Origin of the sequence: Nocardia sp. CA-129566, from assembly GCF_050956075.1 — a bacterium.
GTDB lineage: Bacteria > Actinomycetota > Actinomycetes > Mycobacteriales > Mycobacteriaceae > Nocardia.
Map to the genome: position 1 here is coordinate 8,960,891 of NZ_CP192085.1, position 20,068 is coordinate 8,980,958.

A 20,068-nucleotide genomic window follows, 5' to 3' on the forward strand; every position below is an offset into this window, starting at 1 on the left:
CCCATGCCCCGCTGATCTTTTCGAGTTCGACTTGACCTCAACATCACTTCAGGTATGAGGCTGATCGCGTCGGATCGTCGAGCTTTTAGGAGAAATCATGGGCAGCACCGCCGCAACCAGCGAATCCGTCACCGCCGCATCGGATCTGCGGATATGGCTGCGAGCGAATGCACGGCCGATCTCCGATACCGAGGCGAACGGCACCGGCCGCGATCTCGTGCCGCTCACCGATCGACTCGGATCGGCGACCGTGGTCGGTCTAGGTGAATCGACCCGGTTCTCCCGGCAGACCTTCGGAGTGCGCGAGCGCGTATTCCGGGTGCTGGTCGAGGAATACGGGTACCGAGCGCTCGCGGTGCAGGACAGTGCGCGCTCCGGCGAGCGGCTCGACGCGTTTGTGCGCGCTGGCGTGGGCGATCCGGAAACCGTGCTCGCCGGTGCGTGGCGGCCGAACCGGACGGCCGAAATGGCGGCGGCGCTGTCCTGGATACACGCTTTCAACCAGGAGCATCCCGACGATCCGGTCCGGATCTTCGGCGTGGAGCCACCGCGTGCGGAATCATCCGACTACGAAGTGGTGCTGGATTACCTGCGCCGACATGCGCCGGATCGCTTGGCAGCCATCGAATCTCACCTCACTCCGATTCGCACCGCACACCGAGTGGATGAACATGTGCAGCGCCATCAAGGAATTCATCCGGGCCGCCCGTTCGTCGATGACGCCCGTGACGCCCTCGCAATATTCGAAAAACTCCCGGCGACAACGGAATTCGACAAAGCACTGACACATTTGCGACTTATCGTCGATTTCCACGAGAAAAGCGTTGCCGGACAGGGCGGTTTCGCACGCGATGAGCGACCCGCGGCGGATCGGGTCATCGAATGGCAGCGCAGCACCGGCGCGAAGATCGCCTATTGGGACGGTATCGGCCACACCGCCGCCCTCTCCCTCGAGGATGGCCCAGCCGAAACCTCCGAATTCCGCGGCACCGGTAGCTATTTGCGCGCACACTTCGGTGCGCAATACGTATCGGTGGCCATCGGCTTCCATCACGGAGATCTCGGCATGGCGGTAGCACCGGAACCACTACCGGACCTCATCGACGCCACCCTTGGCGAACTGGATCTGCCCGCCTTCTACCTGGATCTGCACAACACCGCCCCGGACGCGGTCCGACAGTGGCTGCACCGCCCCGCGAAACTACGCACGATCAGCGGCATCTACGACCCCGCCAAGGACGCCACCGCCCACACCCCGGTCCGATCTCTCATCGACGCATTCGACGTACTCATCCACATCCGCGAAACCTCCCCGATGCACTGGCTGCCGGAAGCGAGCGCATAGGCGCTGGTGTTGTGGCGCTTCGGTAGTACGAAGCGGTGGCTCAATGATTGCGCGGAGGGCTGCGGCATGCACGGCAGTCCGGAGTACGCGGCAGTCGCGGAGCGCGGCAGTCCGGAGTACGCGGCAGTCGCGGACCGCAGCAGTCGCGGACCGCAGCAGTCGCGGACCGCAGCAGTCGCGGAGCGCGGCGGTCTTGAAGTGCACCGAGTCGCTGGGTCCGCGGAGTCGCCGGGTCCGCGGAGATGCGTGGCACGGTGCGGAATGCGCCGGGTCTCGGCGGGGGTTGTGGGTGTCGGTGTTGCCGGAGCGGGCGCCAGAGTGCTCGGCGCAGCGCTGGGTGGCGGGATGTGCGGGGTCAATAGAATCGCGGGTATGGACGCGACCGATTGGGATACGCGGTATACACAGAGTGAATTGGTGTGGGGCGCACCGCCGAACAGCACCGTGGTGGAGCATGTGTACGGGCTGGAGCGGGTTGCTCCGGTGATGCCGGACGCGCCCGATGGCGAAGCGCCCGGTCTGCCGCGGGCGCTGGACCTCGCGTGCGGCGAAGGTCGCAACGCCTTGTGGCTGGCCACGCATGGGTGGCACGTGCATGCCGTGGACTATTCACAGGTGGGGATCGATAAGGGCCGCACCATCGCGACGCGATTGTCCCGCTCGGTTCGCAACCGCATCAGCTGGCAGTGTGCGGACGTCACCGACCTGGACGCCGCGGGCATCACCGGACCTTACGAACTGGTGCTGATGGTCTTCCTGCACCTGTCCGCCGAATACCGCCGCCCGCTCGTCCACCGCCTCCCCGACCTGCTCGCCCCAGGTGGCACCCTGCTGGTCCTGGGCCACGACAGCACCAATCTCACCGACGGCTTCGGCGGCCCGAAGGACCCTTCGGTCCTGTTCACCCCCAGCGACATCATCGCCGATCTCGGCCCCGACACCGACCGCATCCGCGTCCACATCGCCGACCGCGTCTACCGCCCCACCGAGGAACGCGACGCCATCGACGCCCTCGTCGTCGCCAGCAAACCCACCCCACTCCCACAAGCCATCGAACCTGCCGCCCCACCCAGCTGATCCGAACAGATTCCGCAATTCCCGCTGCTCAGCGACAGCGAGCGGACAGGTGACGCAGACCAGCTGACCAGTGGTGCTCCCGACAGCGCAAAACGGGCCTAGCTCCAGCGCTGCAACCAGGGCTTGACCGTTTCCGCGATGATGTCGAATCCGGAGCGGAAGGAGTGTGGCTGACCAGGGATAACGCGAACCTCGGCGGCGTCGGCGGGGTCGGGGATGCCGAACGGGTCGTTCGCACCGTTGATCACGACGACCTCGATATCGCCAGGGGCGAGTAGCTCCTCGCGCCGGGTCTTGTCCGGCTTACCCGGCGGATGCAGCGGAAACGACAATGCGAGCACCCCGCGGGCATCGGCGTCGATTGCGGTGCGGCAGGCGACTCGGGCACCGTTGCTGCGGCCGCCCTGGATCAGCGGCACCTTCCGCACCCGGCGACGCAGGTCGGCGACTATCTCCAACCAGGCCTCGTCCTGTTTGACCGCCGACCCGGGCGCACGCCGCCCGGCAACCCGATACGGCTGCACCACCCGCGCCACCGCGCCCCCCAGTTCATAGGCGCAGTCCCGCACCGCGAGCAGGTCTTTCGCGTCCACACCACCACCGGATCCGTGCGTGAGCAGCAGCAGAAACGCCGCCTTGCGCGGTTTGTCGAGCTCGATCTCCGCGGGCCCGGCGCTCGTCTCGATTCGCACAATCCCACGGTAGTCCCCAGCTACCCCCGAACCCCCAGCCACCCGCAACGCGTCGCCCACCCGGAACCCACCGGCAACCCGCACACACCAGCCACTCTGAACACCCACCGATCCGCCGAATCCACCGGGCGCCAGGAAACCCGCCCGCCACTCAGAGCACACAGGCCACTCAAAACCCACCAGCCACCGGACAATTCGTCTACTACGCGAACCGTAGACAGACGGCAACGTCGTGGGGTGTTTTCCGCGTCACATTGCCCGCCCGAGTCTTTGCGAGCCCATTACCGACCGGTAATATGGCTCATAAGTTACCCGCGAGTAGCATGCGGAAAACCGGCATGGCTCGGTGGACGACAACGGGCGGGAACGGCAACCAACCGACCGCACCAACTCAACGGAGAGTGAGTACTGACATGGGCCACTACAAGAGCAACGTCCGCGACCTGGAGTTCAACCTCTTCGAGGTACTCGGCCTGGGCGCCATCCTGGACAGCGACGCCTACGGCGACCTCGACACCGAGACCGTCAAGGAGATGCTCAACGAGGTGCGTCGCCTGGCCGAGGGTCCGCTGGCCGATTCGTTCGTCGACGGTGACCGCAACCCGCCGACCTTCGATCCCGAGACCCACACGGTCACTCTCCCCGAATCGTTCAAGAAGTCCTACCGCGCGCTGGAAGACGCGGGCTGGGCCAAGGTCGCCGTCCGCGAGGAACTGGGCGGCCTGGGTGCCCCGAGCGCCGTGTCCTGGGCGATCGGCGAGATGATCCTCGGCGCCAACCCGCCCGCGCAGATGTACGCCGCGGGTGCCGGTTTCGCGCAGGTCTTCTACAACAACGGCACCGATGAGCAGAAGAAGTGGGCGCAGGTCATCGCCGACCGCAACTGGGGCGCCACCATGGTGCTGACCGAGCCGGATGCCGGCTCCGACGTCGGCGCCGGCCGCACCAAGGCGATCAAGCAGGAGGACGGCTCCTGGCACATCGAGGGCGTCAAGCGCTTCATCACCTCGGGTGACTCCGACGACCTGTTCGAGAACATCATGCACCTGGTGCTGGCCCGCCCCGAGGGCGCCGGTCCGGGCACCAAGGGCCTGTCGCTGTTCTACGTGCCGAAGTGGCACTTCGACTTCGAGACCCAGACCATGGGCGACCGCAACGGTGTCTTCGTCACCAATGTCGAGCACAAGATGGGCATCAAGGTCTCGGCCACCTGTGAGGTCACCTTCGGCGGCCACGGCGTGCCCGCCAAGGGCTGGCTGGTCGGCGAGGTGCACAACGGCATCGCGCAGATGTTCGACGTCATCGAGAACGCGCGCATGATGGTGGGCACCAAGGCCATCGCGACCCTGTCGACCGGTTACCTGAACGCACTGGACTACGCCAAGCAGCGCGTCCAGGGTGCGGACCTGACCCAGATGACCGATAAGGCCGCCCCGCGCGTCACCATCACCCACCACCCGGATGTGCGTCGCAGCCTGGCCCTGCAGAAGGCCTACGCCGAGGGTCTGCGCGCGATCTACCTCTACACCGCCGCGCACCAGGATGCCGATATCGCGCAGCTGGTCTCCGGTGCGGACGAGGATGTGGCCTTCCGGGTCAACGATCTGCTGCTGCCGATCGTCAAGGGTGTCGGTTCCGAGCGGGCCTACCAGTACCTGACCGAATCGCTGCAGACCTTCGGTGGCTCGGGCTTCCTGCAGGACTACCCGATCGAGCAGTACATCCGCGACGCGAAGATCGACTCGCTCTACGAGGGCACCACCGCCATCCAGGCGCAGGACTTCTTCTTCCGCAAGATCGCCCGTGACCGCGGCGTCGCACTGGCCCATGTGGCCGGTCAGGTGCAGAAGTTGATCGACTCCGAGGCGGGCAACGGTCGCCTCAAGGGCGAGCGCAAGCTGCTGGCCACCGCGCTCGAGGATGTGCAGGCCATGGCCGCCACCCTGACCGGGCACCTGATGGGCGCTCAGGAGAACCCGTCGGAGCTGTACAAGGTCGGTCTCGGCTCGGTGCGCTTCCTGATGGCGGTCGGCGACCTGCTGATCGGCTGGCAGCTGCTGCGTGGCGCCGAGGTCGCCATCAAGGCCCTCGACAACGGCGCCACCGGTGCCGATGAGGCGTTCTACCAGGGCAAGGTCGGCGTCGCGCAGTTCTTCGCCCGCAACGTGCTGCCCGAGCTGACCGCGACCCGCGCCATCCTGTCGAACCTGGACAACGACATCATGGAGCTGGACGAAGCGGCGTTCTGATCCGATAGCGTTCGGACACAATCGAATACGAACAGCGGCGGCCCGGAGCGATCCGGGCCGCCGCGGTCATTTGCCGCGACGCGACAGATCTCGTCGCGGGGTGGGCGCGGTATCCGGAATGTAGATCGGGGGCTCGGCCAGCACAACGGCATTGCCGCCCAACTGTTTCGCCTCGTACATCGCGGAATCCGCACAGCGCAGCAGCAGCTGGGGCCGATCGGTGTCCGCACCGCCCTCGCAGACGGCGACGCCGATGCTGGCCGTGATGGCGACGGGCACCCCGGCCGCCGCCTCGACGGCGCGACGCAACCTCTCGGCCGTGGCGAGCGCACCATCGCGATCGAGTTCGCCGACCACCGCGAACTCCTCGCCGCCGGTGCGGGCGACGATGGCATCGGGTTCGACCACCGCCCGCAATCGCTGGGCCGTCGAGGCGAGCACCTGGTCGCCGACGATATGACCGAATGTGTCGTTGACCGCCTTGAAGCGGTCCAGATCGAGGGCGATCACCGATAGACACTGCCGATGGCGGGAGCGGTACAGGTAATAGTCGAGACCGCGCCGATTCAGCAGCATGGTCAGCGGATCCGAGAGCACGTCGGTGCGCAGTACCCAGTAGCAGAATTGCAGCCCGGGCAGCACCACGACGATGGCCGCCATCATGATCAGCACCATCGCCGCCGCCAGCGCTACATCGCCACCCGTGGAATCGGTCACCACATAACCGGCGAGGACGCCGATGGAAAGCAATGACCACGCGGCGTGCACGGCCAGCGCCCGCGGGCTGTGGAAGAACGTGATGTAGGCCCCGGTCACCACCAGTAGCATCGCGCTCAACGCGCCGTACACCCGATTGCGGTCCACCAGACACGATGCGGTGATGGCGATATCCGCCCAGGTACACAGGACCAATGAGGTGAGCGCACCCGGCCACGGAAACAACCACCAGCGCATCGTCCATACCGCCGCGGTGAATCCCGCGAATGCGAAGATCGCACGATCGACCGTTCCCGATGGACCGGCGGGCGACAGCGACATCAACATATTGATCAGCAGCATCACCGCGCCGCCCGCACCGATGATGAATTTGACCGGACCTAGGGCGAAATGCGATTCCAACGTTCGCACGAGCCAGCGGTAATGCACCGGATCGTGCCACCAACTTCGAAGCGTTGCGCGACTATCACCCATGAGCCACCGCCTAGCGTTCACCAATCCTGCTGGATGTAATGGAACAGCTGTGCCCTCGCGAGCGATGCGGCAAACCGTACAAATCGAGCGACCGAGCCCACCGCCGTAGAAGCTGCATCGGGCGACCTATGGTCGCCCGGGGTGACAGGTCGGCCACTCCCTGAGCCCCGCCTCCTGATGATCTTCAGTGTAGCTACGGGTTCGCCTCCGGTTCCACATCGGACGCGTCCCGACAAGGGGGCCGGAAACCGGGCACAATGGCCGGGCAGACCGCGCGCTAGAAGGGATCGTCCGGATGAACCGATCGCTGTCCGCACTCACCAGAGCCGGTGTCCTCGCCGCCGCACTCTCGATCGGATTGGCCGGACCGGCCGTCGCCGACCCGAATATCGTGATCCCCATTCCCGGCATCAACCCCATCCCCGGCATCAACGGCCAGCCGCGCGGGCTACCACGCTTACCCGGAGTGACCCAGGCGGTCTTCCAGATGACCGGCATGGACAGCCCCAATCGCACCCAGAACGTCAATGTGCTCGGCACCGACCTCGGCATCATGTGGGATGACGGCAGTGGACGGATGCTCACCGCCTTCGGCGACAGTGCGGGCCTCGGGTTCCCCAATCTGCTCGTCGGCAGTGTGTGGGCTTGGAGCAGCCAAGTGCTGTTCAGCAGCACGACCAAGGATCCGTCACAAGGGATTTCGTTCGACGGTGTCGTGAGCAATAATCCGCTGCCCAGCCCGAAGATTCCCGGCATCGAGATCAGTCTCATCCCGACAGCGGGCATTTCGGTGGGTGGAGTGCAGTACCTGAGCCTGATGTCGGTGGCCAGCTGGGGCGAACACGGCAAGTGGGAAACCAATTTCTCCACCCTCGCCGTCTCCGGCGACGGCGGGCGCAGCTGGGCCCCGCTGACCACCACCCGACGCGCGAATGTGGACGGGTATCAGAACTTTCAGCAGAACGCCTTCCTGAAGGACGACGGTTACGTCTACCGCTACGGCACAGCCGCAGGGCGGCAGCATCCCGGATTCGTCTCACGCGCAAGGGAAGCCGATATCGCCGATATCGATCGATACGAGTACTGGGACGGCACCGAGTGGAAGCCGGACGCCAAGGTCGCCGCACCGATCGTCGACGGGGTCGCCGAGCTGTCGGTGATGTGGAACGAGCATCTCGGCAAATTCATCATGCTCACAACGGATTCGACCAATTCAGTGGTCATGCGCAGTGCGGACAGGCCGGAGGGGCCATGGAGCGAGCCGCAGGTGCTCGTCGATGGGCCCTCCCTGCCGAGTGCTTACGCGCCGATGATCTTCCCCTACCAGACCGGAAATGACCTGTACTTCTTGCTTTCGGTGTACAACCAGTACAACGTGCTGCTCATGCGATCGCCGCTATAGGACGCCGAGTGGATTCGGGCCACATCGATTCGCGACGCGGCACGGTGGATCCGCAAAAGCGAAGTGCCCCACTTCATTTCGAGGTGAGGCACGTCCAGCATCCGATTACTGCGTCTTGGCGCCTGTCGAGCCGGTGGACAGCACTTTCACCAGATCGGTGATCGCCGAGCTGGAACCGGTCCCATTCGGGTTCGGCTCGCCGGGGGCGATGGTTCCGATCGGCTCCAGGACGATGCCCTGATCGGCAGCCGATGCCATACCCGAACCGATCAGAAGAATGCCCGCGGTAGCCGCGAAGGCGACACCGAGCACGCGCACTTTGCTCATTGAGAACTTCCCTTTGAACCCGTGGAGAAATATCCAGCCGGTAACCGATTATTACCAGCCGAAAGAAGTTTCATCACCACACGGAGAGGCGACAAGCCCCTGAGATTGTGGGCGGATCAATCTGATTCGCCAAACGATTGCGGTTCACTCGAATTGATATCCCCGGAACACGATTCCAATGGGAGCGAGTCACCGAAACCGTACCAGCGCGGCGACATCCGAGCCACATAGCCGCCGAGTCGCACCACTGCGGCGTACCTGGCGCGACGGGCCCGGCAACGCGAAATCCGCAGCAGACAGGGTCGGATCCTGTTGCACACCATTCCAAACGGAATGAAGTGACCAAACCGATCGCATCGGTCGCTTACTGTAATTATCCAGCTATTCGCAGATCGAGCTGAGATCATCTTCACGTGGTTTCGACGTAACATACATGCGCACTTGACGATTGGTATCGACCGTATGTCACGGTGGTTTCAGTTCGCCTTCGCAATGTGGGTCTCGATCAGTTCGGCGAGGGTGTTGTCGGGGTGGGGTGATTCGGCTCCGTCGAGGATGGAGTCGAGTAGGTCGGCGGCGTCGAGGGTGGGGCGGAACGGCTGCTCGCGGGCACTGGCGAGGACCGCGTAGAGGACGGTCGCATAGATGCGTGAGCGCGGGGCGGTGAGTTGTCGGCCGCTGCGTTCCGTTTGGCGCAGTAGGGTTTCCACGGCATCTATAACGTCCTGGATGACGTGGATCTCTATCAGCGCCGCGTCTTCGTCATCCGGCATCGTCAGAATCCGAACTTCGGTCGCTCCGCCGGTTCGAGGTGCCGGTGTCGCACCAGCAACGTCTTGGCGTAGAGCTTGATCGGACATGCGGTGATCGAGCAATCGATGTGTGTGCGCATCACCTCATGTGCGGCTTCGAGGGTCAGTTCGGCGTCCGGAACGCCATGTTCGAACGGTGGAAGATGCTGAGCAGCAGCCATTTTGGGATACCTCCGGCAGGAACGGACAGGGTGCACCCGGACCCGGGGCGCGCGTGATCGCCACGCGGCGGCGCTGTTCGGCGGTCGGAACCGGGCGCGTGTCCGATGCTGAGATTTCGGCAATTCGTCGCAGCCGCCCCGGTCCCGGGTGCACAATCAGCACACCACCGCAGAACCGTTCTGACCTGCGAATATGGGTGGTCCACAACAGTTTTCCCGTTTGCCGAGGGGATCACCCACAGCGAGTACGAAGCGTCACCCACCGACCCGACTGCGCGCCACCCAAAAATTTGGAGCAAGCCATGGGCATACCGAGCAAGGGCAACCTCTCCGGCAAGGCGACCGGAAACCTTCCGCGCCGCCAGTTGGGGCGGTATCTGCGGGATCTACGGCAGCAGACGGGACTGTCCATCGTGCAGGCGTCCCGAGCCATCGGGCGCGGGTCAGGGACGCTACAGCGACTCGAAACGGGCGAGGCCAACCGCATCGAGCTCGACGACATCGAGGCGTTGTGCCATCTGTACGACGAGCCGAAGATGCTTCCCGCGCTGAAAGGGCTTGCCCAGCAAGGAAACGAGCGAAGTTGGTGGCACGAATACGGCGACCTCATTCCGTCATACTTCAACCTGTACGTCGGGCTGGAAGCAGCCGCACAGCAGTTGGCCATCTATCGGCCGGACATGGTGTCGGGTTTATTTCAGACCGCCGACTACGCTCGCGCGCTCGACCGCGCATATTTCGTGCACGAAACCGCCGACGAGATCGAACGACGCGTCCGGCTAAGGATCAAGCGGCAGAGCTTGATTCGACGCAGGTTCGATCCTGCGTTGGTACATCTCATCCTCGATGAGGCGGTTCTGCGCCGGGTCGTCGGCAGCCCGCGAGTCATGGCTGATCAGTTGCGATACTTGGCTGATATGCCGCCGAACGTCACCGTTCAGGTGTTGCCGTCCGCCGCTGGCTTTCCTCTCGGCATCTCGACCGGCCCGTTCACCATTCTGGACTTCGGGCTCGACAAAGAGGGCCAACCGTTCGAACCGACCGTTATCTTCGTCGAAAGCTACACAGGCGATATGTACCTGGAACGCCCGGACAGCGTGCGCCGCTATCGGCAAGCGCACACAGCACTCCAGCCGGTAGCGTTGAATGTGGCAGACAGCAAGCACCTGCTGCGGCGGGTAGCGAAGGAGTATGCACCGTGAGCATCGACCTATCTGCAGCCCGGTGGTTCAAAAGCAGCCGCAGCGCAGGCGGAAGCGACTGCGTGGAGGTGGCCCACCTCGCCAACGGTCAGGTCGGCGTCCGCGACTCCAAGAACCCCACCGGACCTGCACTCGTCTTCACTCCGCACGAGTGGGCCGCCTTCACCGCTGGAATCAACCACGGCGAATTCGAGCCCTCGTAGGGCAACGAGGCTACGCGACCGGCCGCAAAGCACGAAGGAGTACGGATCATGAGCCCCGACGCTCCCGATGCCCGCTGGTTCGAGAGCAGCCACAGCTCAGCCGGAAGCGAATGCGTTGAGGTGGCTCATCTCGACAGCGGCGGGGTCGGCGTCCACTCCAGTACCCCACCGGACCAGCACTGGTCCTCACTCCGCACGAGTGGGATACGTTCACCACTGCCATAAGCTGCGGCGAATTAGAGCTCTTGTAGGCAACGAAGCCCCGTGCTCGCCATGACATTCCGCCGTCGGGCTCAGGGGGGATAAACAGCGCGCACTCGACATCGGTTGTAGGACAGGACGCTTGGCGGGCCTTCTCCTCGCCCCCAGGCTGAGCCATATGCGGGCCCGGCGTGCCGCGCAGAGGGAACGGCCCCCAGGACCCACAAGGATTCCGACCCTGACAAAGGTGCCTTTGTCCTGGCGCATACCTACTGATTGCCTCGCATAGGTTGCAGAGCCTGTTGCCGAATGCGCCGCCGGGCGGTTGTTCCGTCACATCAACGTCACACGCGGGGGATCAAATATCCTTCGGGTGAGCACGATTGCGCTGCAGTCGCCGACATAGCCGCGTGACCTGGGTCACGGCGAAAATCCGCGATAATTCGGCAACAGGCTCTGCAGGCTATGCGAGGCAGTCACGCGCTATGCGACAGCTAGGCGAGGTCTACTCGCACTTGACGACTGGGATGGGGTCGTATTTGACGGTGCGGGTGGTGCGGGAGATTTCGCGGCCGGTCTTGCGGTCGGTGATGACTCGGGTGTCGGAGATGGTGAAGCCGGGGGCGCCTTCGGTGGCGATGCAGTCCTTGCCCTTGGGGAGTTTGATGGTGGTCGGTTCGGTGGGCTTGGTTTTCTCGCCGGTGATGGATTCGACGTTGACGGTCTTGGTGCCCCAGAGGCGGACGGTGACCTCGGAGTCGGTGGTCGAAGTCTCGATGTAGACGCCGGTTTGGCCGGTGTTGCGGAATTTGAGGTCGATGGCGCCGTCGAAGACGGTGGCCTCGCGTGCCGCGGGATAGCGCGAGATGTAGTAGCTGTGCTCGGTGTGGCCCGCGTCCTCCATGCCCGCGAAATAGGCTGCGTTGTAGAGGGTGGTGGCGAATTGGCTGATGCCGCCGCCGACAGCGGTGCTGGGGCGGCCGTGGTCGATAATGCCGGATTCGACGTAGCCTTCGGCAGTGCCGCGGGGGCCGGTGAAGTCGTTGAGCGAGAAGGTTTCTCCCGGCTTGACGATGGCGCCGTTCACCTTTTGGGCGACCACGCGGATGTTCACCCCGGACGGGCCGCTGAAGCCGCTGGTGGTGAACTGCCCCATCATCTCGTTGACGCCGAGTGCGTTCGCGGCCTCGGTGGTGAGCTTGGGGTCGACCTTTTCATAGACGGCCTGCGCGGTGCGCTCCTGTGGCGCAGCCATCAGAGTGGGCAACTGCTCCAATGTCTTCGCCCAATTGATCTTGTCACCGATAATGGCCGGAACCACGGTGGGTTTCGCCCCGGTCAGCGCGAAGGTCGCGTCCTTGGCCTCGACCTCCGACGGTGCCAGCTGTGGGCCGAGTACGCCCTGCGCCACATCCTGTTTGAAGCTCGCGGCGAGCCCGCCCTGGCCATCGGGCGCGAAGGACAGCAGGGACGCGATCTGCTCCGGTTCCAGTCTGCCGGTCGCATTGTTCTTGCCCGCGAAGACAATCGGTGCACGCACCGCGGGTTCGGCGACCTCGTGCAACGCCCGTTCGACCGCCTCCGCGCGCACGGCGATCGGCGCCGCGGTCTCGGGAAGATCGAGCAGCGCACCGAGATACCAGTTGTCGATGAGCGCGGTACGCGCGGCGGGCACATCGAGGACGCGGCCCGGCACCGGCGGCACCGCGACCGGGCGCGCGCCATCGAAGGCAATGGTGCCCTCGACCGTCGCGCGGTCGTGCACGCGCAGCGCAGTGAGCTGGGCATCCAGTGCATTGCCGTCGACAGTGCTCGCGACCGGCGCGGTATGCGTGGTGAACAGCGAGGTCAGCCGGGTGATCGGATTGAGTGGCTGGGTACCGACATTGGCCCAGGTGCTATCCCAATCAATTGCCAGACCAGCGGTTTTGGGCGTCAGCCTGGTCTGCACATCACCGATCTGCAGGGGAAGCTCCCGATCAGCGCGCGGATCGAGCGCGCTGCGCAGTTCCGCATCCGCCGCCGCCGTGTCCTTGCCGCCGATATCAATACCGGCGACCACAACCCCACGCGGCACATGCCCCGACGAAAACACCAGGTCCGCAACATAAGCCAGCCCCGCCACCACCACAAACGCACCGACCCCGATGCCGATCCGCTTGACGAGAGGCGATTTCCACCCACCCGACTTCACCGGTCTCTCCGGCACCCGCTGCCCCCGCCAACGCGCACCAGCCCCCGAAGCCTCGTCCCCCTCGGACGCTCTTACCTTCGGTCTCCGAGCAGTCCGCAACGGCGCAGTCGGCATGGAATCACCAACCGACTCCGATGCCCGCTGCCCTGCCTCGGTCTGTTGCAGCGCCGCCGACTGCCGCTCGGCCAACGAATGATGCTGGGCCACTGCCTGACCAGCGGCCGCCCCGTACTCCGCCACCGACTGATGCGGCGGATGATGCTGGGCCACTGCCTGATCGGCCGCCGCCCCGTACTCAATCATCGATTGATGCGACGCGGGCCGATGCTGGGCCGCCTCGGGCTGAGGCTGATACTCGGCCGCCGCCTGATACTCAGCTGCCGAATGATGTTGCGCAGCCGATTGATACTCGGCGGCCGTCCCATATCGCGCCGCCGAATGGTGCGGCTCAGTCTGATGCTCAGGCGAATGAGGCTGATACAGGGCCGCCGGTTGACGTTCGGCCAACGAATGATGCTGGGCCACTGCCTGATCGGCCGCCGACTCGTACTCGGTCATCGACTGATGCGACGCAGGCCGATGCTGGGCCGCCTCGGGCTGAGGCTGATACTCGGCCGCCGACCCATACTCGGCTGCCGAATAGTGTTGTGCCACTGACTGATGCTCGACTGCAGACCGGAACTGCGCCGCCGACTGGTGTCGCTCCGATTGATGCTCAGCCGACTCGGGGTGAGCCTGATACTCAGCCCCCGCCTGATATTCGGCCCCCGACTGAAGCTGCGCAGCCGATTGATACTCGGCGGCCGTCCCATATCGCGCCGCCGAATGGTGCGGCTCAGTCTGATGCTCGGGCGAATGAGGCTGATACGAGGCCGCCGATTGACGTTCGGCCAACGAATGACGTTGGGCCACTGCCTGATCGGCCGCCGACTCGTACTCGGTCATCGATTGATGCGACGCGGGCCGATGCGGGGTCGACTCGGGCGGAGGCTGATACTCGGCCCCCGCCTGATATTCGGCCCCCGACTGAAGCTGCGCAGCTGAATGATGTTCGGCCGCAGATTGCTCGGCGGCCGCCCCATACTGCACCGCCGAATACTGCAGCCCAGTCTGATGCTCGGGCGAATGAGGCTGATACGAGGCCGCCGATTGAGGCTGCGGGGACTGCTGCTGAGCAGCCACCTCATGCTGGCCAACCTCGTGATGCGGAACCATGTGCGGCGGCGGTGGCTGATGCCGCGCCACCGACTGCTGCTCGGCCGCTAACTCATACTCAGCCGCCGAATGATGCGGCACCAGCCGGTGCTCTTGCGACTCGAGAGGAGCCTGATACGCGCCCCCCGACTCATATCCGACCGCCGAATGATGTTGCGTCGCGGGCTGATGCTCCGCAGCCGAATGCTCCGCCCCCGATGGGTGCTCGACTGCCGACCCATACTCCGCCGCCGACCGACGCGGTTCCGTCGGATGCTGCAGCGAGGACTGATGCCGCGCAGTCACCTCATTCGAGGCAACCTCGTGATCCAGAACCGTACGCGACGACTGTGGCTGATGCCGCGCCATCGACTGTTGTGCGGCCGCTGCCCCATACTCCGCCACCGATTGATCCGACGCAGGCCGATGTGGGATCGACTCGGGCCGAGGCTGATACTCGGCCGCCGATCCATACTCGGCTGCCGAATAGTGTTGTGCCACTGACTGACGCTCGACCGCAGACCCGAACTGCGCCGCCGACTGGTGCCGCTCCGATTGATGCTCAGCCGACTCGGGGTGAGCCTGATACTCAGCCCCCGACTGATATTCAGCTACCGAATGATGTTGCGCAGCTGGTTGATGTTCCGCCGTCGGTTGGTACTCGGCGGCCGCCCCATACTGCACCGCCGAATGGTGCGGCTCAGTCTGATCCTCGGGCGAATGGGGCTGATATGGGGCCGCCGGTTGACGCTGCGGCGAAGCCTGGTGCTGCCCCGCCTCGTGCGGACGGGCCTCGGGATGCGGATCCGGCTGGTGCCCGAACGACTCGGAGTGCGACTGATACGCGGCCCCCGGCCGATACTCAGCTGCCGAATGATCGTGTGCCGTTGGCTGATGCTGTGCCGCCACCTCACGCGCGCCAGCTGCATGGTGCGGAACCGGGTGTGGCGGTGGAGGCTGGTGCCGCGCCACAGACTGCTGCTCGGCCGCCGAATCATACTGCGCCGCTGACTGATGCGACACCGACCGATACAGGGGCGACTCGTGCTGATGCGCATACGCGTCCGCCGACTGCTGGTCAGCCGCCGAATGATGTTGGGCCACCGACTGATGCTGGGGCACCGGTTGATACTCAGCCGCTGAATGACCTTGGGCCGCTGGCTGATACTCACTCGCCGAATGACTCTGGGCCACCGACTGAGGCTGCGCGGCCGAATGATGTTGGGCCACCGGCTGGTAATCCGGTGCTGACTCGTACGCTTCCGCCGACTGATGCGGCGCTGGGCGATGCTGGGGGGACTCGGGTTGCGGCTGATGCTGCGACCAGGATTGATGCGAGGTAGCCGCAGGATGCGAGCCCGGTACCTGCTGCGGGACCGTACGCGGCAGAGGCGGCTGATGCTGTGCGGCCACCCGATTCGTTTCCCCAGCCTGCGGGTTCGCCACCCGATTCGGATCCCTCGCCTGACTCGGATCCGCCACCCAATTCGGATCCCCCGCCTGACTCGGATCCCCAGCCTGACTCGGATCCGTCTGGTACACGTCCGACGCCTGCTGTGGATTCGGTGACTGGGGAACGGGGCGGGGTGGTAGCGGCTGGCGGGGAGCGGATCTAGCTGCGTCGAGGAGCTGTCTCAGTCCGACCTCGCCGTTTTCGTGTCGGTCGCGTCGCCCAGTGCTCGATTCGCCCGTCACGAACCGTCCTCCCCGCTCGATTGAAAGGAGCTCGCACGGTGCGAGTCTCCGCCAACGATAGTGGTCGCTACCCACGTCGGCAGCACAGCACGGTCCACGAGCAAATCCCGTGTAACGGACCGCGCCACACATGGAAGGGCCCCGCGCAGTTGCCGGGTCGGGGGTCTGGCAACTACGCGGAGCCAACCCGTTTATCGGTGCAGCGCAGCGCGCGTTACACCCGCGCGGGACAATCGAGCAGAACTCTCACCACCAGGGCCCCGACACGACGAGGGAGATGGATGGAATGCAACTGGGAATGATCGGCCTGGGCCGGATGGGCGCCAATATCGTGCGCCGGATCGTCAAGGACGGACACACCGCCGTCGGCTACGAACGCAAACCAAAGACCACCGTCGCTCTCGCCGAGGAGCTGGGCGGCGACAGCTTCCAGGGCACCACCGACCTGAAGGACTTCATATCCAGGCTGCAGACGCCACGGGTGGTCTGGGTGATGATCCCGGCCGCGGTGACCGGCCAGGTCATCGACCAGGTCGCTGACCTGCTCGAACCCGGCGACATCATCATCGACGGCGGCAACAGCCGCTACCACGACGACATCGCCCGCGCCGCCGCGCTGAAACCCAAGGGCATCCACTATGTGGACATCGGCACCTCTGGCGGCGTATTCGGCCTGGCCCGCGGCTTCTGCCTGATGATCGGCGGCGAGGCCGAGCCGGTGGCGCATCTGGATCCGCTGCTGAAGTCCATCGCACCGGGGGTCGAGGCGGCCGAGCGGACCCCGGGCCGCACCGGCGAACCCTCCCCCGCCGAGCAGGGCTATCTGCACTGCGGTCCGGCCGGTGCGGGCCATTTCGTGAAGATGGTGCACAACGGCATCGAATACGGCGCGATGGCCGCCTACGCCGAGGGTCTGAACATCCTGCACAAGGCGAATATCGGCGCGGATCACGACGCCGTGGCCTCGGCCGAGGAGACCCCGCTCGAACATCCGGAGTGGTACCGGTACGACATCGACGTGCCCGAGGTCACCGAGGTGTGGCGGCGCGGTTCGGTGGTCGCTTCCTGGTTGCTGGACCTGACCGCGAGCGAGCTCTACGCCGATCCGACCCTCGCGTCCTTCGACGGCCGGGTATCGGACTCCGGCGAGGGACGCTGGACCCTCGACGCCGCGATCGATACCGGCGTCCCCGCACCTGTGCTCGCTGCCGCCCTGTTCGCGCGGTTCTCCTCGCGCGGGGAGGCGTTGTACGCGGACAAAATGCTCTCGGCCATGCGCAAGGCCTTCGGCGGACACCACGAGCTGCCCTCGAAGTAGCCGCCGAGGACCATGCGACTCCGTCTCAGACAGAACACTGGCCGGAGTTGTTCACCAAGCTGGCCTTCGCCGGTTCGATGGCGGCGCATGTCGGGCATGGTCCGTCGGCGGAATGCGGATTCGACTCACACCGAGGCTGGTCCGATCACCGCCACGGACCCAGCTCACACCCGGACCGATCCGACGCCCGAACACCGACTCGACTCGCACCCGGGGCTGGTCCGGTGGCCGCCACGGACACAGCTCACACCCAGGGCTGCTCCGATCACCGCCACGGACCCAGCCCACACCCGGACCGATCCGATACCCGAACACCGACTCGGCTCGCACCCGGACCGGCCCCATACGCCGCCACCCCTGGACTTCGGTGCGCTGACACCCGAGGCGGGAAGTCGTTACGGTGGCAGATATGGAGTTCGCGACGTCTTCCTTCTCCGAGAGCCTGCGCAGGTATGCCCCAGAACTCTTGCCCAGCAGCCATTTCGGCAATGCCAAGGTGAACGGTCAGGACATCGCGCCACACGGCACCACGATTGTGGCGGTCACCTACCGCGGCGGTGTGCTGCTCGCCGGCGATCGGCGCGGCACCATGGGGAATCTGCTGGCCAGCCGGGATATGGAGAAGGTGTTCATCACCGACACCTATTCGGCGGCGGGTTTCGCGGGCACGGTGGGCATGGCCATCGAGATGATCCGGCTGTTCGCCGTCGAACTCGAACACTACGAGAAGATCGAGGGTGTCGGTCTGACATTCGAGGGTAAGGCGAACAAGCTGTCGAAGATGGTGCGCGACAATCTGCCTGCCGCACTGCAGGATATGGCGGTGGTCCCGGTCCTGGTCGGCTTGGACCTGAGCGCCACCGATCCGGACAAGGTCGGACGGATCTTCTCCTACGATGTCGTCGGCGGGCGCAGCGAGGAGCGGTTCGGCTACACCGCGGTGGGCTCCGGTTCACTGTTCGCGAAGTCCTCGCTGAAGAAGACCTACAGCCGCGGTATCGATGAGGACGAGGCGCTGCGGATCACCGTCGAATCGCTCTTCGACGCCGCCGAGGACGACACCGCCACCGGCGGACCTGATCTCACCCGGGGCATCTACCCGACCGTGGTCGTCATCAATTCCGATGGCGCCGTGGAGGTTCCCGCGGACCAACTCGCCGAGATCACCCGCGGACTGGTCGACAAGCGTGCCACAATGGCCCGCGATTGATCGCATTTCGCTGAAAAGACCGCGGGTGGCATTCGGTCGAGGGGAACGACCGAATACCACCCGCTGTCAATTGTTTTCGTGCTCGGCGCGAGGTCAGCGCTCCAGGATCGCCACGACGCCCTGGCCGCCAGCGGCACAGATGGAGATCAGCGCGCGACCGGATCCCTTCTCCGCCAGCATCTTCGCCGCGGAGGCGACGATGCGGCCGCCGGTCGCGGCGAACGGGTGGCCCGCGGCGAGCGAGGAGCCGTTGACATTGAGCTTGCTGCGATCGATCGAACCGAGCGCGCCGTCCAGGCCGAGGCGCTCCTTGCAGTACTGATCCGACTCCCACGCCTGCAGTGTGGCGAGCACGACCGAGGCGAAGGCCTCGTGGATCTCGTAGTAGTCGAAGTCCTGCAGGGTCAGGCCGTTTCGGGCCAGCATGCGCGGCACCGCGTAGGTCGGCGCCATCAGCAGCCCGTCCGGGCCGTGGATGTAATCGACGGCGGCGACCTCGGAGTCGACCAGATGCGCGAGCACCGGCAGGTTGTGCTCGGCGGCCCATTCGTCGCTGGACAGCAGGACCGCGGAGGCGCCGTCGGTGAGCGGGGTGGAGTTACCGGCGGTCATGGTGGCATCGCCCGCCTTGACGCCGAAGACCGGCTTTAGGGTGGCCAGCTTCTCGACGGTCGAGCCGGGACGCAGGTTGTCGTCGCGGGTCAGGCCGAGGAACGGGGTGATCAGGTCATCGAAGAACCCGCGGTCGTAGGCGGCGGCCATATTCTTGTGCGACAGGTAGGCCAGTTCGTCCTGGCCCTCGCGCGAAATGCCGAATTCCTTGGCGGTGATGGCGGCGTGCTCACCCATGGACAGGCCGGTGCGCGGTTCGGCATTGCGCGGGATTTCGATGCCGAGCATGCCGGGGCGCAGCTGGCCGACCAGCTTGAGGCGGTCCTTGGTGGTCTTGGCGCGGTTCGCGTCGAGCATCCACTCGCGCATACCCTCACTGACCCCGATGGGGGCATCGGACGTGGTGTCCGTGCCACCACCGATACCAGCTTCGATGCGTCCGGCGGCGATCGCGTCACCGACGGTGACGATCGCCTGCAGGCCGGTGCCGCAAGCCAATTGGAGGTCGTGGGCCGGGGTGTACGGGGACAGCTTGCTGCCGAGCACGCTCTCGCGGACCATGCCGTGCTCGCCGACGCGCTTGAGCACCGCGCCGCCGACGACCATGCCCAGGCGCTCGCCCTGCAGGCCGAACCGGCTGACCAGACCGTCCAGCGCGGCGGTGAACATGTCCTGGTTCGAGGCGTGGGCATAGGCCTTATCGGAGCGGGCGAACGGAATCCGGTTGCCGCCCACGATGGCGATCGGGCGCGGGGCCTTGTTTGCCGTGCTCTTCGCTGAACGGGCTTTGGTTGTCACTCGAGTCTCCAAGGTCTCGTCGGGTGCCCGGTGGGCCGTTCGGCGCGGAGTGTCCGCGCAGATCGGCGCCCCGTCGCGGTTGGTTTACTTTAAACTTACTCTGGAGTAAGTTTATTGTCGACACCGTACCCCGGAAGTCTGCGTAAATTCGCGCCGGGGCATGTAGTGAGCGAGCAGACCATTCG

At 65.2% G+C, this 20,068-nt stretch carries 17 protein-coding genes; 10 read left to right on the forward strand and 7 right to left on the reverse strand.

Features of this window, described 5'->3' with window-relative positions; all coding sequences use genetic code 11:
- The first annotated feature begins 97 nt into the window (after positions 1-97).
- Positions 98-1,345 carry an erythromycin esterase family protein gene (locus ACQP0C_RS39910; RefSeq protein WP_433728789.1) on the forward strand — a complete coding sequence of 416 codons (1,248 nt, stop codon included), beginning with the start codon at positions 98-100 and terminating at the stop codon, positions 1,343-1,345.
- 372 nt (positions 1,346-1,717) lie between these two features.
- Positions 1,718-2,422 (forward strand): class I SAM-dependent methyltransferase, encoded by a 705-nt coding sequence (locus ACQP0C_RS39915; protein WP_433728791.1) that lies wholly within the window; start codon positions 1,718-1,720, stop codon positions 2,420-2,422.
- A gap of 98 nt (positions 2,423-2,520) precedes the next feature.
- On the opposite strand, the gene ACQP0C_RS39920 is transcribed toward ACQP0C_RS39915, so the two are convergent.
- Entirely contained in the window at positions 2,521-3,114 is a 594-nt protein-coding gene (locus tag ACQP0C_RS39920; protein WP_433728793.1) for an alpha/beta hydrolase family protein, read from the reverse strand.
- 413 nt (positions 3,115-3,527) lie between these two features.
- Here ACQP0C_RS39920 and ACQP0C_RS39925 point away from each other — a divergent pair, with 413 nt between their 5' ends.
- Positions 3,528-5,363, forward strand: a complete 1,836-nt coding sequence (locus ACQP0C_RS39925; protein ID WP_433734791.1) for an acyl-CoA dehydrogenase — start codon at positions 3,528-3,530, stop codon at positions 5,361-5,363.
- 66 nt (positions 5,364-5,429) lie between these two features.
- Here ACQP0C_RS39925 and ACQP0C_RS39930 read toward each other — a convergent pair whose 3' ends face one another.
- A complete protein-coding gene (locus ACQP0C_RS39930; RefSeq protein ID WP_433728795.1) occupies positions 5,430-6,491 on the reverse strand; it encodes a GGDEF domain-containing protein in 1,062 nt (353 codons plus the stop codon).
- A 358-nt stretch (positions 6,492-6,849) separates the two neighbouring features.
- On the opposite strand from ACQP0C_RS39930, the gene ACQP0C_RS39935 reads away from it, so the two are divergent.
- Positions 6,850-7,956: a DUF4185 domain-containing protein gene (locus tag ACQP0C_RS39935; protein ID WP_433728797.1), complete on the forward strand. Its 1,107-nt coding sequence runs from the start codon at positions 6,850-6,852 to the stop codon at positions 7,954-7,956.
- Positions 7,957-8,061: 105 nt separating this feature from the next.
- Here ACQP0C_RS39935 and ACQP0C_RS39940 read toward each other — a convergent pair whose 3' ends face one another.
- The 3 genes from ACQP0C_RS39940 to ACQP0C_RS39950 form a co-directional block, all read right to left on the reverse strand.
- On the reverse strand, positions 8,062-8,283 hold the full coding sequence (locus ACQP0C_RS39940; protein WP_433728799.1) for a hypothetical protein: 222 nt from the start codon (positions 8,281-8,283) through the stop codon (positions 8,062-8,064).
- Between the two features lie 476 nt (positions 8,284-8,759).
- Entirely contained in the window at positions 8,760-9,056 is a 297-nt protein-coding gene (locus tag ACQP0C_RS39945; RefSeq protein WP_433728802.1) for a hypothetical protein, read from the reverse strand.
- A 2-nt stretch (positions 9,057-9,058) separates the two neighbouring features.
- Complete coding sequence (locus ACQP0C_RS39950; RefSeq protein WP_433728804.1) at positions 9,059-9,256, reverse strand: hypothetical protein; 198 nt, start codon at positions 9,254-9,256, stop codon at positions 9,059-9,061.
- Positions 9,257-9,558: 302 nt separating this feature from the next.
- Between ACQP0C_RS39950 and ACQP0C_RS39955 the strand changes: the two genes are divergently transcribed.
- The 3 genes from ACQP0C_RS39955 to ACQP0C_RS39965 are packed head-to-tail and all read left to right on the forward strand — an operon-like array spanning position 9,559 to position 10,886.
- Positions 9,559-10,458: a helix-turn-helix domain-containing protein gene (locus ACQP0C_RS39955; protein WP_433728806.1), complete on the forward strand. Its 900-nt coding sequence runs from the start codon at positions 9,559-9,561 to the stop codon at positions 10,456-10,458.
- Complete coding sequence (locus ACQP0C_RS39960) at positions 10,455-10,661, forward strand: DUF397 domain-containing protein (protein ID WP_433728808.1); 207 nt, start codon at positions 10,455-10,457, stop codon at positions 10,659-10,661. Before ACQP0C_RS39955 ends, ACQP0C_RS39960 begins: the two co-directional genes overlap by 4 nt.
- A 48-nt stretch (positions 10,662-10,709) precedes the next feature.
- Entirely contained in the window at positions 10,710-10,886 is a 177-nt protein-coding gene (locus ACQP0C_RS39965; RefSeq protein ID WP_433728811.1) for a DUF397 domain-containing protein, read from the forward strand.
- 481 nt (positions 10,887-11,367) lie between these two features.
- Here ACQP0C_RS39965 and ACQP0C_RS39970 read toward each other — a convergent pair whose 3' ends face one another.
- Positions 11,368-13,359 carry a VanW family protein gene (locus ACQP0C_RS39970; RefSeq protein WP_433728813.1) on the reverse strand — a complete coding sequence of 664 codons (1,992 nt, stop codon included), beginning with the start codon at positions 13,357-13,359 and terminating at the stop codon, positions 11,368-11,370.
- An 822-nt stretch (positions 13,360-14,181) separates the two neighbouring features.
- Here ACQP0C_RS39970 and ACQP0C_RS39975 point away from each other — a divergent pair.
- The 3 genes from ACQP0C_RS39975 to prcB all read left to right on the forward strand — a co-directional run bounded on the left by ACQP0C_RS39975 (position 14,182) and on the right by prcB (position 18,473).
- Positions 14,182-14,322, forward strand: a complete 141-nt coding sequence (locus ACQP0C_RS39975) for a hypothetical protein (protein ID WP_433728815.1) — start codon at positions 14,182-14,184, stop codon at positions 14,320-14,322.
- A gap of 1,909 nt (positions 14,323-16,231) precedes the next feature.
- The gene (gnd, locus tag ACQP0C_RS39980; protein ID WP_433728817.1) at positions 16,232-17,263 is read left to right on the forward strand and encodes a phosphogluconate dehydrogenase (NAD(+)-dependent, decarboxylating); all 1,032 of its coding nucleotides are present in this window, start codon (positions 16,232-16,234) and stop codon (positions 17,261-17,263) included.
- A 409-nt stretch (positions 17,264-17,672) separates the two neighbouring features.
- On the forward strand, positions 17,673-18,473 hold the full coding sequence (gene prcB / locus ACQP0C_RS39985) for a proteasome subunit beta (protein ID WP_433728819.1): 801 nt from the start codon (positions 17,673-17,675) through the stop codon (positions 18,471-18,473).
- A gap of 93 nt (positions 18,474-18,566) precedes the next feature.
- Here the strand turns inward: prcB and ACQP0C_RS39990 are convergent, their stop codons facing one another.
- Entirely contained in the window at positions 18,567-19,883 is a 1,317-nt protein-coding gene (locus tag ACQP0C_RS39990; protein WP_433728821.1) for an acetyl-CoA C-acetyltransferase, read from the reverse strand.
- Positions 19,884-20,068: the final 185 nt, after the last annotated feature.

Coding starts and splice junctions, on each gene's coding strand:
- ACQP0C_RS39955 (WP_433728806.1), top strand. CDS start 9,559: ATGGGCATACCGAGCAAGGGCAACCTCTCCGGCAAGGCGACCGGAAAC.
- ACQP0C_RS39945 (WP_433728802.1), bottom strand. CDS start 9,056: ATGCCGGATGACGAAGACGCGGCGCTGATAGAGATCCACGTCATCCAG.
- ACQP0C_RS39970 (WP_433728813.1), bottom strand. CDS start 13,359: ATGATTGAGTACGGGGCGGCGGCCGATCAGGCAGTGGCCCAGCATCAT.
- ACQP0C_RS39910 (WP_433728789.1), top strand. CDS start 98: ATGGGCAGCACCGCCGCAACCAGCGAATCCGTCACCGCCGCATCGGAT.
- prcB (WP_433728819.1), top strand. CDS start 17,673: ATGGAGTTCGCGACGTCTTCCTTCTCCGAGAGCCTGCGCAGGTATGCC.
- ACQP0C_RS39915 (WP_433728791.1), top strand. CDS start 1,718: ATGGACGCGACCGATTGGGATACGCGGTATACACAGAGTGAATTGGTG.
- ACQP0C_RS39935 (WP_433728797.1), top strand. CDS start 6,850: ATGAACCGATCGCTGTCCGCACTCACCAGAGCCGGTGTCCTCGCCGCC.
- gnd (WP_433728817.1), top strand. CDS start 16,232: ATGCAACTGGGAATGATCGGCCTGGGCCGGATGGGCGCCAATATCGTG.
- ACQP0C_RS39940 (WP_433728799.1), bottom strand. CDS start 8,283: ATGAGCAAAGTGCGCGTGCTCGGTGTCGCCTTCGCGGCTACCGCGGGC.
- ACQP0C_RS39925 (WP_433734791.1), top strand. CDS start 3,528: ATGGGCCACTACAAGAGCAACGTCCGCGACCTGGAGTTCAACCTCTTC.
- ACQP0C_RS39965 (WP_433728811.1), top strand. CDS start 10,710: ATGAGCCCCGACGCTCCCGATGCCCGCTGGTTCGAGAGCAGCCACAGC.
- ACQP0C_RS39975 (WP_433728815.1), top strand. CDS start 14,182: ATGAGGCTGATACGAGGCCGCCGATTGAGGCTGCGGGGACTGCTGCTG.
- ACQP0C_RS39950 (WP_433728804.1), bottom strand. CDS start 9,256: ATGGCTGCTGCTCAGCATCTTCCACCGTTCGAACATGGCGTTCCGGAC.